This is a genomic window from Thermococcus sp. LS1, from assembly GCF_012027395.1.
Taxonomy (GTDB): domain Archaea; phylum Methanobacteriota_B; class Thermococci; order Thermococcales; family Thermococcaceae; genus Thermococcus.
This window is the reverse complement of record NZ_SNUJ01000003.1, coordinates 18,692-32,976: the sequence shown is the minus strand read 5'-3', so window position 1 is coordinate 32,976 and position 14,285 is coordinate 18,692. Positions and strand designations below refer to the sequence as shown.

At 50.8% G+C, this 14,285-nt stretch carries 20 protein-coding genes; 9 read left to right on the top strand and 11 right to left on the bottom strand.

The genetic code is table 11. The features are described 5' to 3' along the window. The first annotated feature begins 31 nt into the window (after window positions 1-31). On the top strand, window positions 32-538 hold the full coding sequence (locus tag E3E26_RS08080; protein ID WP_167900843.1) for a transposase: 507 nt from the start codon (window positions 32-34) through the stop codon (window positions 536-538). 144 nt (window positions 539-682) lie between these two features. On the opposite strand, the gene E3E26_RS08075 is transcribed toward E3E26_RS08080, so the two are convergent. Both E3E26_RS08075 and E3E26_RS08070 read right to left on the bottom strand, forming a co-directional pair. Then, window positions 683-832: a hypothetical protein gene (locus E3E26_RS08075; protein ID WP_167900842.1), complete on the bottom strand. Its 150-nt coding sequence runs from the start codon at window positions 830-832 to the stop codon at window positions 683-685. Between the two features lie 193 nt (window positions 833-1,025). Beyond that, window positions 1,026-1,175 carry a hypothetical protein gene (locus E3E26_RS08070; RefSeq protein WP_167900841.1) on the bottom strand — a complete coding sequence of 50 codons (150 nt, stop codon included), beginning with the start codon at window positions 1,173-1,175 and terminating at the stop codon, window positions 1,026-1,028. Window positions 1,176-1,239: 64 nt separating this feature from the next. Between E3E26_RS08070 and E3E26_RS08065 the strand changes: the two genes are divergently transcribed. Further along, window positions 1,240-1,653 carry a M67 family metallopeptidase gene (locus tag E3E26_RS08065; protein ID WP_167900840.1) on the top strand — a complete coding sequence of 138 codons (414 nt, stop codon included), beginning with the start codon at window positions 1,240-1,242 and terminating at the stop codon, window positions 1,651-1,653. 77 nt (window positions 1,654-1,730) lie between these two features. On the opposite strand, the gene E3E26_RS08060 is transcribed toward E3E26_RS08065, so the two are convergent. Further along, window positions 1,731-2,465: a molybdopterin-guanine dinucleotide biosynthesis protein MobB gene (locus tag E3E26_RS08060; protein WP_167900839.1), complete on the bottom strand. Its 735-nt coding sequence runs from the start codon at window positions 2,463-2,465 to the stop codon at window positions 1,731-1,733. 9 nt (window positions 2,466-2,474) lie between these two features. Next, complete coding sequence (locus tag E3E26_RS08055) at window positions 2,475-2,690, bottom strand: LSm family protein (RefSeq protein ID WP_167900838.1); 216 nt, start codon at window positions 2,688-2,690, stop codon at window positions 2,475-2,477. 62 nt (window positions 2,691-2,752) lie between these two features. Between E3E26_RS08055 and E3E26_RS08050 the strand changes: the two genes are divergently transcribed. Next, entirely contained in the window at window positions 2,753-3,580 is an 828-nt protein-coding gene (locus E3E26_RS08050; protein ID WP_167900837.1) for a hypothetical protein, read from the top strand. A gap of 114 nt (window positions 3,581-3,694) precedes the next feature. On the opposite strand, the gene E3E26_RS08045 is transcribed toward E3E26_RS08050, so the two are convergent. The 3 genes from E3E26_RS08045 to E3E26_RS08035 form a co-directional block, all read right to left on the bottom strand. Then, the gene (locus E3E26_RS08045) at window positions 3,695-5,005 is read right to left on the bottom strand and encodes an RNA-guided endonuclease TnpB family protein (protein ID WP_167900836.1); all 1,311 of its coding nucleotides are present in this window, start codon (window positions 5,003-5,005) and stop codon (window positions 3,695-3,697) included. Window positions 5,006-5,127: 122 nt separating this feature from the next. After that, on the bottom strand, window positions 5,128-5,844 hold the full coding sequence (locus tag E3E26_RS08040; RefSeq protein ID WP_167900835.1) for a 6-hydroxymethylpterin diphosphokinase MptE-like protein: 717 nt from the start codon (window positions 5,842-5,844) through the stop codon (window positions 5,128-5,130). A 32-nt stretch (window positions 5,845-5,876) separates the two neighbouring features. Further along, window positions 5,877-6,338: a Mut7-C RNAse domain-containing protein gene (locus E3E26_RS08035; RefSeq protein ID WP_167900834.1), complete on the bottom strand. Its 462-nt coding sequence runs from the start codon at window positions 6,336-6,338 to the stop codon at window positions 5,877-5,879. Between the two features lie 63 nt (window positions 6,339-6,401). Between E3E26_RS08035 and E3E26_RS08030 the strand changes: the two genes are divergently transcribed. After that, window positions 6,402-7,151, top strand: coding sequence for an MBL fold metallo-hydrolase (locus tag E3E26_RS08030; RefSeq protein WP_167900833.1), 750 nt, complete (start codon window positions 6,402-6,404; stop codon window positions 7,149-7,151). Between the two features lie 45 nt (window positions 7,152-7,196). Then, window positions 7,197-7,760 (top strand): nitroreductase family protein, encoded by a 564-nt coding sequence (locus E3E26_RS08025; RefSeq protein ID WP_167900832.1) that lies wholly within the window; start codon window positions 7,197-7,199, stop codon window positions 7,758-7,760. Here the strand turns inward: E3E26_RS08025 and E3E26_RS08020 are convergent. Continuing rightward, entirely contained in the window at window positions 7,747-8,151 is a 405-nt protein-coding gene (locus tag E3E26_RS08020) for a dual specificity protein phosphatase family protein (protein ID WP_240911695.1), read from the bottom strand. The genes E3E26_RS08025 and E3E26_RS08020 overlap by 14 nt on opposite strands. Before the next feature lie 194 nt (window positions 8,152-8,345). Here E3E26_RS08020 and E3E26_RS08015 point away from each other — a divergent pair, with 194 nt between their 5' ends. Beyond that, window positions 8,346-9,098, top strand: coding sequence for a DUF2202 domain-containing protein (locus tag E3E26_RS08015; RefSeq protein WP_167900830.1), 753 nt, complete (start codon window positions 8,346-8,348; stop codon window positions 9,096-9,098). Between the two features lie 12 nt (window positions 9,099-9,110). Here the strand turns inward: E3E26_RS08015 and E3E26_RS08010 are convergent, their stop codons facing one another. Together E3E26_RS08010 and E3E26_RS08005 are read right to left on the bottom strand one after the other, a co-directional pair. After that, window positions 9,111-9,785 (bottom strand): carbon-nitrogen hydrolase family protein, encoded by a 675-nt coding sequence (locus E3E26_RS08010; protein WP_167900829.1) that lies wholly within the window; start codon window positions 9,783-9,785, stop codon window positions 9,111-9,113. Next, a complete protein-coding gene (locus E3E26_RS08005) occupies window positions 9,754-10,077 on the bottom strand; it encodes a hypothetical protein (protein ID WP_370520105.1) in 324 nt (107 codons plus the stop codon). Before E3E26_RS08005 ends, E3E26_RS08010 begins: the two co-directional genes overlap by 32 nt. 61 nt (window positions 10,078-10,138) lie before the next feature. On the opposite strand from E3E26_RS08005, the gene E3E26_RS08000 reads away from it, so the two are divergent. After that, entirely contained in the window at window positions 10,139-11,080 is a 942-nt protein-coding gene (locus E3E26_RS08000; RefSeq protein WP_167900828.1) for a hypothetical protein, read from the top strand. On the opposite strand, the gene E3E26_RS07995 is transcribed toward E3E26_RS08000, so the two are convergent. Then, window positions 11,064-11,918, bottom strand: coding sequence for a CPBP family intramembrane glutamic endopeptidase (locus E3E26_RS07995; RefSeq protein WP_167900827.1), 855 nt, complete (start codon window positions 11,916-11,918; stop codon window positions 11,064-11,066). The genes E3E26_RS08000 and E3E26_RS07995 overlap by 17 nt on opposite strands. A gap of 233 nt (window positions 11,919-12,151) precedes the next feature. Here E3E26_RS07995 and E3E26_RS07990 point away from each other — a divergent pair, with 233 nt between their 5' ends. Both E3E26_RS07990 and E3E26_RS07985 read left to right on the top strand, forming a co-directional pair. Next, entirely contained in the window at window positions 12,152-12,706 is a 555-nt protein-coding gene (locus E3E26_RS07990) for a GNAT family N-acetyltransferase (RefSeq protein WP_167900826.1), read from the top strand. A gap of 376 nt (window positions 12,707-13,082) precedes the next feature. After that, the gene (locus E3E26_RS07985) at window positions 13,083-14,225 is read left to right on the top strand and encodes a M1 family metallopeptidase (protein ID WP_167900825.1); all 1,143 of its coding nucleotides are present in this window, start codon (window positions 13,083-13,085) and stop codon (window positions 14,223-14,225) included. Window positions 14,226-14,285 lie beyond the last annotated feature (60 nt).

Below are 14,285 nucleotides of genomic sequence, written 5' to 3'. Positions count from 1 at the left end.
ACCTTTTGAAACCATCTTTTCTGGGGATGCTATGGAAGTAATAAGAAAGCTCCAGGGAGCCTATGGGCTAACTCTAATTCTCATGATGTACCTCTACCCCCCCACTATAGTGGGCCTGCTCCTTCTTAGGGGAGCGCTCGAAAAGCTCGGCAGGGAAGAGCTCGGCCGCGCGGTTAGGCTTTCGATAGCTGCCTTCCTCCTCTCTGTGCCGCTCTACGTGGCAAAGATATTCCTGGGCATATCTGGCTGGGCGAAAGTGCTTGGGATAACCCCGATTGAAACGAGCCCGCTCGTTTACAACGGCGTTCACGTGGTCTTCCTGTTCCTGCAGGCGCTCTCGCTCTATTACCTCTACAAGACCCTCGATGTGCTTGCCGAGATGACCGAACAGACGATACTGAAAACCGCCGGACTGATTTTGATACTCGCAATCCCGATGCACTTCGTCAGCATCAAAGTCTACTTTGCCGCGACGCTAACTGGACTGGTGCTCATCCTGTTCGGTTTAGAAAATGCCAAGGAAGCAGTTGCATGGTAGCGTGCTGTTGAGCATGCCCAAAAGCTGGTCTCAAATACGAGGACGTCGTCATGCTCGCCCGCTCGAACGGGGCGGCCAAGAGATAGCTACCAAGCTTAAAGAGCTGCTAATCAACGTCGATGTGATAGAAATCGGAGGATGAGACTAAGCTATCATCTCGACTTCGAAGTCTACGGCCTTAAACTCTTCCATCTTCTCCTTTGCAATCTTCTCGGCCTTTTCGATGCTGTTAACTGCAATAACGAGCTCCTCCGGAAGGGTGTTTGCCCGGTAGTAGACTATCCTCGCCAGCATGAGGTCACCCCCAATATATCACTGAGAGTGATAGAAAATTTTGACCTTTTTTAAAAACATTGCTGCACAATTGAGAACGTCAATGAACGGAAAACCACAGCCGAAAGTGAGCATTGGTGCCTATTACTTACAAGGGACCCAAATGTGGGCATCAGCGTGGGGAAGAGTAAGAAGAAAGAAAACCACATAGAATTCACTCAAGCTTCTCGAGCTCGAAAACCCTCGCGTCCTTCCGCTTCAGTTCCCTGACCGCGACCCTTCTGGCCTCGTCGGCGGTTTCAGCGTGGAAAACAATCCTTTCGCCAGGGTTCTTGCCACCGTGGAGGGTGAGGGCCCATTTCATTTTACCACCGCAAAATCCTGTCACTCGTCCAAAATTTATAAGCTTAACGGGCATATTCTCGAACATGAAGTTAACGATTCGACAAGGAAATCTAAAGCAGATTATCGAGACGGCAAGGAAATCCGAAATCGAAATATGCGGCTTCCTATTTGGGAGGAAGGAACAAGAGGAGGCTATTGTTGAAGAAATTCGCTTCATCACCAATCGCCTGAACTCATCCACGGGATTTGAAATGGAGCCCCTTGAGATGGTGCAGGCCATAGATGAGGCAGAAGAAAGGGGACTTGAAGTCGTCGGCATCTTCCACTCACACTTGAAGTGCCCGCCGAGGCCGAGCGGGCATGATCTGCCTGGTATGAGGCTCTGGCCAGTTGTGTGGCTGATAGTTGATGATAATGGGAACTACAGGGCTTTTGTGCTTGAGGGAGAGAAAGTGCGGGAAGTTCCGGTTGAAATTGTGGGTAGCATTACGGACTGATGGCGAATATAGTCAAAGAAGAGAGAATGTTGAGGGAAGAGGATCGAAAGTGTGGGATTTGGGAGACTTCAAAAGGTTCAATCCTCCCTTATGATTATCTCTATCTTCTTCCCACCTCTGTAGCCCTTCATGGCCGAGAGCATACCCTTAATCGTCTTCTCGACGAGCTCCTGTACCCAGTCCTTCATCGGAAGAACCTGGCCGTCTATCTTAACGGTGACCTTCGGCTTTGAGCTGAGAACCACACAGTCGTTGAGCGTTTTCTCGCCTTTGACAATCATCCTCGCCATCTCGGCACACTTGTACCCACACATCCTGCAGTCTATATTGGGCAGCATGAAGGCGCGCTTTTCCACGAGGTCGGCGAGCCTCTCGGGCTCGGTGAGGGCGTTTATAACCGGCAATCCATCAACCTCGTCAATTCCGCTCTCGGCTATGACCCCGCTCACCGCTATCGCTAGACCATCGCTGAGCTCGAGGACGTCCTTGGCGTCTCTGGCGCAGATGACCCTGGGCAAGTGCTGCACCGATTTAAAGCCCTCCAGCAGAAGAAAATCGGCGTTGACCATTGAAAAGAGGACATTTATGTCCTTGGCCCTGAAGAGGAGCGCATCGGTGTCGTGGGCCTTCACGATGACAGCGTCGGCAATCTTTGAGAAGCGCCAGGTGTCGCTGTTCTCTTTGTCAAAATCTGCATGCATGCTCTTGGCTATCGCAACTCTGTAACCGCGCTCTTTCAGAACTCTCGCGACCGCCTCAACCGTCGCCGTTTTTCCACTCTTTTTGTAGCCAACAAATGCTACGGCCTTCATAGTATCCCCTCACAGGAGCATTATCCAGTTAAGGTCATCGATTTTAACTATCAACGCCTTGGCCTTGTTTCCGGCTATGTCCACGACGTCCCTCAGGAGGATAACCTCCTCGTCGAAGTCTTCGAGTATTCCCGTGAAGGAGTGCTCGTTGCTTACGGCTAGGGCCACCCTCTTACCCTTCCATGTTTCAAGAGTCTTGTCGAGGAGGTACTGCCTCTCGCTCATATCCTCACCTCCAGAAACCAAAAACCTATAAGGCTTTTAATCGTTTCCCGTTCGGTGATAGAATGAGGTTCGTCACGAAGAACGAGGCGGTCAAAAGGTCGCTGCTGGAAGACCTCAAGAGAGAAGGTATCAAGTTCGAACTTCATGAGAGACTGAGCTTCGAGAGCTTCGTAGGTTATCTTCTCGAGGGAACACTTGAAGAGATAAGTGCTCAGATAGACGTCATGGAAGGAGCCGACAGGGAAGCGCTCAAAGAAGGTTTTCTGTCCTTCAAGGAGAGTCTGAACCACATTCTGGAGCACATAAAGGTTGGCGAGAGATTCGAGACGCTCATCCAGGAGGGCCCGTGGGTCGCTGAAATCCTCGACCAGCTCACGAGAAACGAGGCGATAGAGTACAGCGACGGGATAATAAAGCTCAAAGAGGGTGTTGATATCACCAAGCTTAGGTTTGAGTTTAAGTTCCCCTTCAACCTCGTTCACAACCCGGAGAGCACCGAGAAAATCGCCAAGCAGTTCGCCTTCACCGACCTGACCATGGAGTACGAGTTCGAGATTCTCGAGCTCGACATACGCAAGATAAACACCCTCGGAAAGCTCGCCGCCAGGTACTTCCCCGAGGACTACCTCCTAAAGGTCTACTTCGGGCTAATCGGCAGGGCTATTCTCGCAGGGGAAATCCTCAAGGCCCTCGAAAACGAGAAGGTTCCCGAGGAGGATCTGGTGAAGGGCTTCGTGAGGGTTTCACCGATGGCCATACCCACCGAGAAGGGAACCCTCGTGATAAACTATTCGCCGAAGGCTCTGGAAGAAATCCTTCGCCTCCTGAAGAAGCTCGGTTACCTTGAGATAAAGGCAGGAAAGGTGAAGAAGCTGAGGGACCTCGTTTGAGTCCCTCTTTTTTAACATTCAGGACAATCGGAGGATTTTTCGAGTTTTCAATGGGTGGACGGTTCTGAGGGGAGCAGTCTGACCTCCTCCCCGCCTTAGCCAGGTTCCAACGAATTAACCCCTCGCCAAAGGCAGGGAGGTTTGAGGGGCTTCATTAAAGCCTAACAAGGGTGGGCTTTTTAGCCCCTCGGGGAGGGCCTTCCCCCCATTACCCCTACCTCCCGACAAAGCAGAGAGGCTCGGGGTTATGGTTCTTACCACCCTCTTCAAAATGTTGAAGGCTCCAACAAGGTCTGCGTTCATAACAACACCCTCTCTACGGCACTTAAACAAACCTCTGAAAATCCTCCCGTTTGGATGGCGTTGGCCGCAGAAAGGGCAGGATTGAGAAGTAAAAGCCTCATCAACAACTACAATAGAAATACCATACTCTTCAGCAACCTCTTTAAGGCGTTTTATGACGTAGTTAAAACGCCAGACGTGGGAGAGTAGGTAATTCTGTTTTCTGCCTTTATCAGAGTCCCTACTGATGCCTTTCGGGTAACCGACGACTATTCTTGAAACTCCAAGATGATAGAGCCTTTCCACAGTTTGCCTCACGGCAGTGTTAATGTAATGCCTCGCTTGAAGCTTAGCCCTCTCATGCATCTTTCTGAGCTTCCTGCTCTTTTTAGCTCCCGACTTGTTGAGTTTGGACTGATACTCAGCTATTTTCTTTCGCCAGTAAAAGGCTATGCTCTTCAGAGGCCTACCGTTCACGAGAAAGCTTTCACCATTCTCGACGTAAACGGCCATTAAGTTGTTTACTCCCAAGTCAATGCCCGCTGAGAGAGTTCCTAACGGTTCCCTCGGAACTTTAACCCACCTTTCTTCCCACAATCTCTCTTCTACCGTGAAGCTAATGTGAGCATACCATTTTCGCTTTACGGGATTGTAGGCTATTTCTAAGCGTCCTTGCTTTCCCCTCAAATGAATCCTGCCCTTGAACTGTATCCTTAAACGCCCGAACTTTCCGAGCCGTCTTAACTCTATGACGTTGCAATCAATCCGATACTGGTCGTTTCTCAGAGGAATAATGAACAGTTTTCTACTGTTTTCTTCCCTGATGAATTTCGGTGGTTTCGGCTTGAACCATTCTGGTAATTCTCCTGACTTTTTCTTCCTGTTGATGGAGAAAAAGCTTCTCCACGCTTCGGCATTCTTTCTGGCAAGAGTTTGGACTGTTGAGCCACCAATCCAGTCCTTAAACTGATAATATGCCTCTTGTTGAGTCCCCAAAAAGTCTATTTTACCGAACTCTTTGAATTGTTTTAGTCGTTCATAGTTGAGCTTGTTCCAGATTACGGCTGTTGCATAAGCTAACTCAAAGAGCGCTTTTTCCTGTTCTTTTGAGGGTTGTAGTTTCACTGTAACTGAGCGCTTCATCACAAGTTATGGTATCTCTCTAAGGTTTTAAAAGAGTAACGCTTTCCCATTAAAGAGCTGACTTTCAGAAATCCTTATCCCGCTCTAAAGGGTGAGATTTGATGAGCGAAAATATAAAAAAGTTATCCTCCCCCACCTGAGACGGAGAACCGGATAATCTTCGCTTTTCCATTTTTGGCCAACCAGTCCAGCAGCTCCTTCGCAAAGGTGAACTTCTTTCGCTTGCTCTCCCACACCGGCGAGTGCTCCTTCAGATCAGGTTTGCTCCATCTGCCGACCGTTTCACCGAAATCAAAGCCGACCAGGACTACCTCCTCGGCCCCCAAGGCCTCAGCCAGAAAAGCCGCCCTGTCACCGTCGGTGAAGCCACCGAAGTTGTAGACGATGTCCAGAGGTTCGGTCTGACACGTTCCGAGGATTCGCTTGAAAATGGGCACGTAAACACTCATCTTATCGATGTTGTCTCCGTGGGCGTGGATTACCATAAATGCCCCCCTATCGTTGGCTATCTTCAAGTCAGAGATCCTCCCATCGAGGTCAGTGACGACAATGTCTGGAACCAAGCCGAACTCAAGCAGTGCGGAAGTTGCCCCATCGGCCGCTATGAGCGTCCCATCGGAGAAGTCAAACTCCTTTAAGGCCTCCTCGAGGCTCGGACCGGCGCCAAAGATATAGACCTTTTTATCGATAATCGCCCCGAGTTCCTCCTTCAGGATGTACTCATCTCCCTCAAGAAGAAGTGCACGGAGTATCTGGGCTGCTTCGCGGTCCTTCTCAATGGAATATCCCATCTCCCGAATGATTCTCAGGTAGAATGGCTCCCACTCGCTCCACTCCATTTGCTCACCAAACCGAGTTAGGGAGGAGGTTTTTAAATCCTCCTCAGCCTTCCGTCGATTTTCAGCATCTCCTTCCACTGCCTTCCCGGCCAGTATATCTGACCACAGCTCTCGCAGATATAGAACTCGTCGTACTTCGCGTGAACGCTCGACGGAACTTTGTCTCTGATTTTCTCTTTCTGAATCGACCTTATTAGCCCGTTGCACTTCGGGCATCTCGCGTTGGCGGGAAGGAGCTCTTTGAACTCCAGCCCATGCTCCTTGAGCTCCTTAACCTGCCCCTCAAGTGAGTTTGAGTGGATAAGAATCACTTCTGCGCCGAGCCTTTTCGCCACTCCGGCCAAACCGAAATCTCTCGTGAGTATTATACGCCCCTCCTCCAAGGCAATCCTGAGTATCTCATTGTCATTCTCGATTCCGTAGAGTGTATCGTAGCCGTAGAGCCTCAACCAGCGGGCCAAACGACCGAGCATCATGTCGGCGATGAACCTCATGGATTAGAGTTGGTGGTAATCCTTATAAGGGAGTTATTTCACGACCGTAAAATAGGTGGTGGGATGATAGTCTACTTTATCGGCACCGGCGGGAGCGAGGGAATTCCGGCTCACCTCTGCACCTGCTCCTCATGCAACGAGGCGAGGAACTTTGGCTTCGCCCAGAGGAAGCCCTCTACAGTGGCAATAATCACGGAGAACAAAAAAGCCGTCCTCTTCGACGTTGGAACGGACATAAGAGACCATCTCAACGTCCCCCTTGCGACCATTTTCCTGACACACTGGCACCACGACCACATCTACGGCCTCTACAAGCTACGCTGGATGGCACTGAAGACGCCCCTATACGCCCCGGAGGGACACGCGGATGCGCTGATACTCAACGACCCCAAAAACCTGCAACCGAACTTCATAAAGCCCGGCGATACTCTGAAAATCGACACGCTTAAGATCACTGCCCTAAAGCTCAATCACCAGGTCGAAACTCTCGGTTATTTAATCGAGGAGGACGGAAAGAGTGTTGCAATACTCTACGACACAAAGGGACTTCCAGAGGAGACGTGGAAGGTTCTGGAGAAAAAGGCCCCACTGAGGCTGGCCATCGTTGACGCCACTTATCCCCCAGGTTTCGATGATCCCTACCACAACAACGTTGATGAGGGCGCTGAAATCGGGCTTGAGCTTACCGAGAGAACCGTTCTCAGCCACATATCTCACAAAAACCTGCCCTTCCTCGAACTCACGGAGTACGTCCGCAAAAGATGGGGCAACAAAGTTCTGGTCGCATATGATGGAATGGTTTTCTACGTTTGAGGCTAAGGTTTTTATCTCCGTTCTCCTAACCCCTACGGTGGTGGCATGAGAGTTTTTGAGCTCGCAAAGCGGAGAAAGACTGTGAGGCAGTTCCTACCGGATAAACCATCACTTGATGCAATCATGAAAGCCCTCGAGGCTGCAAAGGAAGCTCCATCCGGAATGAACGCCCAACCATGGCGCTTTGTTGTAATAGACGACGAGTGGCTCAAGGGAAGGATAAGGGAGCTCTGCGAGGAAGAAGAGAAGAAGTTCTACAAGAAAGTCTCAGGAGATTTGATGGTCTGGCTCACCGATAAGGGCTTTTCGCCCGAGAAACCTTTCCTAAGCGAGGCTCCATACCTAATACTGGTCTTCGGCCACACAAAGGCCCCCTACTGGCTCCAATCAACGTGGATAGCAGTCGGATATCTTCTTTTAGCACTTGAAGAGCTGGGCCTCGGGACGGTAACATACACACCGCCCAACCCGAAGCCTGTCGAGGAACTTTTGAACGCCCCCAGAGACTACAAGCTTCAGGTCATCCTGCCCGTTGGATATCCGGCAGACCCGAAGCCGAAATATGAGAGGAAAAAGCTTGAGGAGGTAGTGAGCTTCAACGGTTTCTGAGGAGCTCCTCAAGCTTCTCCAGGACTTCAATCTGCTCCCGAGTCTCAACGGCGCTTGGTTTAAGTGAGCGCACCCTCGAAAGGGCTTTACGAAGGGACAGGCCTTGAGAGTACATCAGCCACGCGGTTGCCACCGTCCCGCTCCTGCCGGAGCCACCCATACAATGGATAAGAACGCATTTGTCTTCCGCAGTGTTTTCCTCAATCCAGCGGAGGATTTCAAAGAGCTGTTCGATGCTCGGCGCCATGAAGTCAGGAATCGGGCTGTGAAGAACCTCAACTCCGCGCTTTTTCCATTCCTCCAGCGAATAGGGGAGCTCAAACTCTTCGACGAGGACAACGATGGCATCGAATTTCTTCGCTACCTCGTCCAGCTCTCTTTCCGTCGGCATCCTTGAGAAGGCAACTCTGCCGGACACGAACCTTGGATTCATGATATCCCAAGAGCAACTCGCAGAATGTGAAATAAACCTTTCGAAGCAAAGTTTTATTTCATATCCATGGAAGAACCAAAATGTATTTATGAACCTCGGAATAGATACCATTTTGGGAAGTCTAGGGAACAACTCCCCGAATAGGTGATAATATGAAAAAGATTTACGCATTTTTCCTGATGGGGATGTTTGTATTGAGCGTTCTCGCAGCAGGGTGTGTCAGCACAACAGAGACTTCAACGACCTCCACAGAAAGCCCAACTCCAACGGACACGATAACAATAGTCACGGACTTAAACGGGACCGTTGCGGTGGGTGATTTACAGTCCTACATAAACTCCCTCCCAGCGGCACCACTGACGGAGGAGGAGAAAGCGGGCCTCCTCTACATGGTCGAAGAAGAAAAGCTGGCCCATGACGTCTACGTCAAGCTCTACGAGAAGTGGGGACTTCCCATCTTCAACAACATAGCCCAGAGCGAGAGCACCCACGTTGAATCTGTAAGACTGCTCCTCGAGAAGTACAACCTCACTGATCCGACGGCAAATAGGGGAATAGGCGAATTCCAGAATCCTGACCTCCAGGCACTGTACGACCAGCTCATCGAGATGGGCATGAAGAGCCAGATCGACGCCCTGAAAGTCGGAGCGCTCATAGAGGAGACAGACATAGTTGACCTCCAGGAGAGAATAGCCCAGACAAACAAGATAGACATCATAACCATCTATGAAAACCTCATGATGGGCTCAAGGAACCACCTAAGATCCTTCGTTAGCACCCTTAAGAACTACGGCGTAACCTACGAACCGCAGGTTCTCAGCAAGGAGGAGTACGAGGAGATCATCAACAGCCCGATGGAGACCGGTGGACAGAGCGGACCGCAGGGACACGGCAACAGCGGATGAACTATTCTTTTTCTATCCTTTTCCAAGTTCGTAGATCAAAATCTCTTCCCCACGGCTCTGGGCTAGGAGCTCTCCGTTCCCCTCAAAGACCCATGCTCCACCAGGCGAATGAGCGTTAACGATAAACGTCCTAACCCCCAAAAGCCTAACACGTTCAGACATCGCTTCGATGTCCTCCACGGCGATTTCTCCACCCTCTGGGGAGTACTCCATAGGCACAAAGATGTAGTCAGGCCTTTTTCTCCGAATCCACTTCACTATCCTCTTGTTGTAGAGGTCGCCGCAGATGATTATCGCAACTTTGCCGAACTCCGTTTGAGCTGTTTTCACGGTGTTGCCGGTGCAGAACTCCATCGGCTCCTGGAACTTGCGGTGCTTGAGGAGAACCCTCCCATCGCGGCCAATCAGCAGGGCAGAGTTGTAGGTGCAGTTCTTGTAGGGCTCAAGGAGGCCAAAGATAACGTAGACGCCGTATTTCCTCGCAAGAGTGCTTACCCTTCTGACGATCTCATTGTAAAGCTCCGCCCCACTGAAGTCCCACTCTCGAAAACCCATAAGGTAGTACTCGGGGAAGACTACAAAGTCGGGACCGTGCTCCAGGGCCTCCTTAAAGCGTTTCTTAAACTCCCGCCAGTTGGCCTCGAAGTTTCCAACTTCAACGCGCATCGGGATTAGAGCTACCTTCATTTTTCAGCCTCCTGATTGCTGAAACCGTCACGAGAACGGTGAAGATAGTGAACAGCCTCCAGTCCCACCTCCCGAGCCTCTCCATCATGAGGTGAGCGAGCACGAGGGCAAAGAGGATAGATACAGCCTCGGAAAGCCATCGGGGACCCCACCGTTCCGCCAGATAAAGGCTCACGAGGTATAGGAAGGCGAACGCAAAGTAAACCGGCCCAAGTAGCAGGGCGGGGGCAAAGAAAAGAGCCACGGCTATGGCGACCAGAACTATGGCGAGGTCCTCCCTCACGAAGCCCACCGGAACCAAACTCGGGGATAACCTTAAAAACTTTTTTGTGTGGTAATTTTGGGGTGTTGAAATGAGAACCTACTCCTTCGGCGTCGAAACGGTTCCTGTTGCCCTCGCCGGAGATTTAATTGTTGGAAGCGTCCATGACGGAAAGAACTACAGGATAATGCTGGCAAAGCTCTGCGGTGAGGAAATAAAGGAAGTGAAATTCCTCTCAGGCAAGAACGACTGGGAAGGGCACTGCGTAACAAAGCTCGACGACGGCTACCTCATCGGAGGAGCGGTTGAAGGAATCGCAACTCCTGAGGGCGGCAGGAACTGGAAAGCATACCTCGCAAAGATTAATGAAGACCTCGAAGTTCTCTGGGAGTGGAAGTACCGCATCCTTGGAAACGAGTGCGTTTATTCAATCCTCTCCCTCTCGGACGGCTTTCTGCTCGGCGGTGAAGCATCAGACGAGAATGGGCGAAGCCTCTTCCTGATGAAGGTTGATAGAGAGGGGAATCCTATCTGGACGAGGACGCTCGGCCCGTGGAAAGACGCTGTGTTTGGCGGCCTCCTCAGAAGGAAAGACATCCTTACCCTTATCGGGAGCGTGAAGGAAGAGGGATGGAGGGTTACAGCATTTGACTTTAACGGTGAGGGTAACCTAACCGGCAAAAGGGAGCTCACAGAAGGAATCGCCCTCAGCATGACGAAGCTGGACGGCAGAACTCTAATTGCTGGCTACAAGGGCAGGGACTTCTGGGTCGCTTTGGTTGGAGAGGGAATCTCGTGGGAGGTAACGCTTGGAGAGGGCACTGCAACCGCTATCCTGCAGGAAGAGGACGGCATCCTCGTCGGAGGAGAGCTTGGGGGAAAGGCCGCCGTTTTGAAGCTCGACTTTGACGGAAAGCCCCTCTGGAAGAAAGAGCTCTGGGAGAACGGCTGGATGGAGGCGCTCGGAAAGAACATCGCGCTTGGGGTTAGAGAGGAAGGAGAAAAGACGGTGATGGTCATTCAGAGGCTTTAGTGCTATTTTTCTTTCTCAACTTAACTCCTGCGTAAGCCATGATAGGCATCGCTCCACCTATGGCAACGCCCCACAGCAGACCATCTGGCGAGTAAATTCCCTTGAGGTAGTCCCAGACTGTCCTGAGTTCGTCCCAGAAAGCAATTGGCGGCACCACAGCGAGAAGAACAATCGCCGCAGTGAGCGTTTTTCTCGCCCTTTCATACTTTATCAGCGCCCATGGAATCATGTTGCCGAGCCAGTGGATCGCCATGACAACGAGCACGCTTTTTGTGTAGAGATAGCCAAGGCTCAGCACGAAGCCCGTGAGGACGTTGGAAACGAGCATCCCACAGCCCCTCTCCGGATGGGAGAACTTGTGGCTGAGACCGAAGAAGATGGAGACAGCGATTAGGCCCGCAAAGGGATTCCAGAGCGAGAGGAGGCCTAAGAAGACGTACCGGAAGACGAGCTCCTCAGGGAGGACGGCGCTTATGATTTGAAGAACCGCAAGCTGGATAAAGCTCGCCTTCCGGATTAGCTCCACCATTTCCCTCTCTTCTTTGGACTGCGGGTTGAGAAAGCGATGAAACTCCCCAATGGCAGGTAGAAAGCTGAGAACGGCGAAGGCGAACAGGATTAGGAAGTCCCTGACCGGAAAGCTCCAGCGGAGGAAGTAAACATTTGGACAGAGGAGTGTCACGAAAATTGCGAGGACTACGTCAAAGATCGAGACAACAGTCCAGTAAGCGGCTATTTCGTTCGTCCGCATGCTCAGGCGTTCTACTATGGGGCGCAGGTAGAGCCCCTTGGAGAGCCAGAGGGCGAACGCCAAGATGAAGACCGCAAGAGAATTCATAACGTTACACCCTTTTGTTTCTCTCTACCCCAACGAGGTACACCGGAATCAAAAGGAAGGCCCCGATGAGAGGTGTGATGGTTAGGATTACACCCCCTCCCCCACCTCTCCACCAGTATCACTGAATTAAACTTCAAGGATAAAGTCTTTAAAACCCTTATCCATAGTAATCACGGTGGGAGAATGAGAAAGCTCGTCCTCTTCGCCCTCACTGATTAGATAGGGGTGATCGAATGCGCCCGATAATACTGAAAGGTGAGAAAGTCTCTCTGGGCGTAATCCTCCGAGAAGACATTCCGAAAATCTGGGAATGGAACAATGACAGAGAAGTTACCAAGACTCTCGCCGACCCCTCAGATGTTTCGACGCTTGAAGAGTGGATGAAGTGGTACGAGAATCTGACAACCAAAAAGTTAACCAAAAGGGCCTTTGCAATACTCAACGAGGAGGGCAAAATCGTTGGGACAGTCATCGTGAGCAGAATAGACTTCAGGAACGGAACGGCAGAGATAGGATACTTTCTTGGAAAAGAGCACTGGAACCGGGGTTATGGGAGCGAGGCAGTAGAACTAACCTTAAAGTACTGCTTTCGCTACATGAATCTGCGCAAGGTCTTTGCGAGAACCTATGAAAACAATGCTGCCTCAATAAGGATTCTTGAGAAGAACGGCTTCAAGCTGGTGGGAAAGTTAAGGAAGCATGCGTGGACACCAGATGGATATGTTGACATTTTGCTCTATGACATAATGAAGGAGGAGTGGAAGGATGCGGCGGATTCTGACCGCTGAGGATGTCAAAGAAACAAGCGCCCGTGGATTATTGCGCTTGCTTTGATTATCTCTGCCCCATTCATAGCAAACCATACTCCGGAAGAAATCAGGCAATACGCAAGGCTGGCGTTCCCATACGTTGTCATAATAACCCCAATCGTTGCAGGCTGGTTCGCCGGACGGAAGATAAGAAGGAGGCATGATAAGTATGACTTTCCCGATCGAAGAGGTCTTCCGCGTTGATGATTACATGTATTTCTACTCCGAAAAGCTAACGATTCTCATGTTTACGGCGGGTTCGGCGGCAGGGAGCTTTCGCTTGACGCACCGAGAATAATTGTGATTGCGAAAAAGATTTGAGAACCGGAAACGTTTAATCAGTGGGGGCCAGAGCATGAAATACCTTTCGTTGAACCTCGTGCTGGACTTCGAGACTGCCACAATTTATGGATATGCTAAAATAGAGTTTGAGAACCCCCAAAGAACCGTTCTCCTCAACAAAGGGCTTGAAGTTGTAAACTCTTCCGTTCCCTTCGCCCAGAGCATTAAACCACTTAAAGGATTTGAAGACTTTAAGGTTAGAGCTGTTGAGCTCGAAAGCTCGGCTGGAGAACTGTCCCTAGAATACCGCGGAAAGCTTGAGAGCTATGCTGGAGTTCTGCCATACCTCAAGGACAGCGTGAATCCCGAGTACACGCTCCTCCGCACGGATTCACTTTTCTATCCAGTCCCGAGCAAAGCCAACGTTCAGGAACTCATCGGGAAAGTCTCCTCCTCGAACTTCGATGCAGAGATAAAGCTCTCCGGAGTTTCAGAGGGATACGCAATAGGCTTCGGGGGCGAAATAAAGGGAAATATTCTGAAAATTAGAGGCACCAATAGGCTCGACATAGCCATCGCTCCCTTTGATGTCGTTGAGAGGAAAAACCTCCGCTTCTTCGTTCTCGACGTGGAAGGAATAGAAAAAACTGCAAGACTCGTCGAGAGAGCCTTTGAATTCTACTCAGGCCTCTTCGGTGAGAGAGACGTTTTTTATACCATCATCGAAATCCCTGACGGCTACGGTGGGCAGGCCGGCAAGGGTTACCAGCTGGTTGAGGGGAGAGCCCTAAGGGCTGAAATACCAGCTGGCATCTATCACGAACTCGCCCACCTATGGAATCCGAGGGCGACTCCGGAGGCCCATCTAAGCAGGTTCTTCGACGAGGCCTTTGCGAACTACCTGACGGCCCTCGCGATTAGGGAAATTCACGGGGAAGACGCCTTCAGGCGCTTCATGGAGAACCTGCGGAGGAATTACAGGGCAATAGTTAGGAAGTTCCCCGAGGCGGAAAGGCTCAAGCCCTCGGAGTGGGGAAGGCTTGGCCTCGGGGAGCTCTCCTACACGAAAGGAGCTTTGATTCTCCACGAACTCCACAGGAAGGCCGGCAATTTCTTCTATGAAATCCTGAGGAGGCTCGTTAGAGAGGAACGCGTTGACTTCGAGGTGTTTCGGGAGATTGTGAAGGAAACCACCGGGCTTGAGCTAGATATTTAGGTTAGCGCCGTAGAAACAACTTACGAGGGAAAAGTATTTATGATCCAAAATCCAAAAATA

Bases quoted from the DNA above. Each gene is read 5' to 3' on its own strand.
- E3E26_RS08080 (WP_167900843.1), top strand. From the start codon at position 32: ATGGAAGTAATAAGAAAGCTCCAGGGAGCCTATGGGCTAACTCTAATT.
- E3E26_RS08075 (WP_167900842.1), bottom strand. From the start codon at position 832: ATGCTGGCGAGGATAGTCTACTACCGGGCAAACACCCTTCCGGAGGAG.
- E3E26_RS08070 (WP_167900841.1), bottom strand. From the start codon at position 1,175: ATGAAATGGGCCCTCACCCTCCACGGTGGCAAGAACCCTGGCGAAAGG.
- E3E26_RS08065 (WP_167900840.1), top strand. From the start codon at position 1,240: ATGAAGTTAACGATTCGACAAGGAAATCTAAAGCAGATTATCGAGACG.
- E3E26_RS08060 (WP_167900839.1), bottom strand. From the start codon at position 2,465: ATGAAGGCCGTAGCATTTGTTGGCTACAAAAAGAGTGGAAAAACGGCG.
- E3E26_RS08055 (WP_167900838.1), bottom strand. From the start codon at position 2,690: ATGAGCGAGAGGCAGTACCTCCTCGACAAGACTCTTGAAACATGGAAG.
- E3E26_RS08050 (WP_167900837.1), top strand. From the start codon at position 2,753: ATGAGGTTCGTCACGAAGAACGAGGCGGTCAAAAGGTCGCTGCTGGAA.
- E3E26_RS08045 (WP_167900836.1), bottom strand. From the start codon at position 5,005: ATGAAGCGCTCAGTTACAGTGAAACTACAACCCTCAAAAGAACAGGAA.
- E3E26_RS08040 (WP_167900835.1), bottom strand. From the start codon at position 5,844: ATGGAGTGGAGCGAGTGGGAGCCATTCTACCTGAGAATCATTCGGGAG.
- E3E26_RS08035 (WP_167900834.1), bottom strand. From the start codon at position 6,338: ATGAGGTTCATCGCCGACATGATGCTCGGTCGTTTGGCCCGCTGGTTG.
- E3E26_RS08030 (WP_167900833.1), top strand. From the start codon at position 6,402: ATGATAGTCTACTTTATCGGCACCGGCGGGAGCGAGGGAATTCCGGCT.
- E3E26_RS08025 (WP_167900832.1), top strand. From the start codon at position 7,197: ATGAGAGTTTTTGAGCTCGCAAAGCGGAGAAAGACTGTGAGGCAGTTC.
- E3E26_RS08020 (WP_240911695.1), bottom strand. From the start codon at position 8,151: ATGCCGACGGAAAGAGAGCTGGACGAGGTAGCGAAGAAATTCGATGCC.
- E3E26_RS08015 (WP_167900830.1), top strand. From the start codon at position 8,346: ATGAAAAAGATTTACGCATTTTTCCTGATGGGGATGTTTGTATTGAGC.
- E3E26_RS08010 (WP_167900829.1), bottom strand. From the start codon at position 9,785: ATGAAGGTAGCTCTAATCCCGATGCGCGTTGAAGTTGGAAACTTCGAG.
- E3E26_RS08000 (WP_167900828.1), top strand. From the start codon at position 10,139: ATGAGAACCTACTCCTTCGGCGTCGAAACGGTTCCTGTTGCCCTCGCC.
- E3E26_RS07995 (WP_167900827.1), bottom strand. From the start codon at position 11,918: ATGAATTCTCTTGCGGTCTTCATCTTGGCGTTCGCCCTCTGGCTCTCC.
- E3E26_RS07990 (WP_167900826.1), top strand. From the start codon at position 12,152: ATGCGCCCGATAATACTGAAAGGTGAGAAAGTCTCTCTGGGCGTAATC.
- E3E26_RS07985 (WP_167900825.1), top strand. From the start codon at position 13,083: ATGAAATACCTTTCGTTGAACCTCGTGCTGGACTTCGAGACTGCCACA.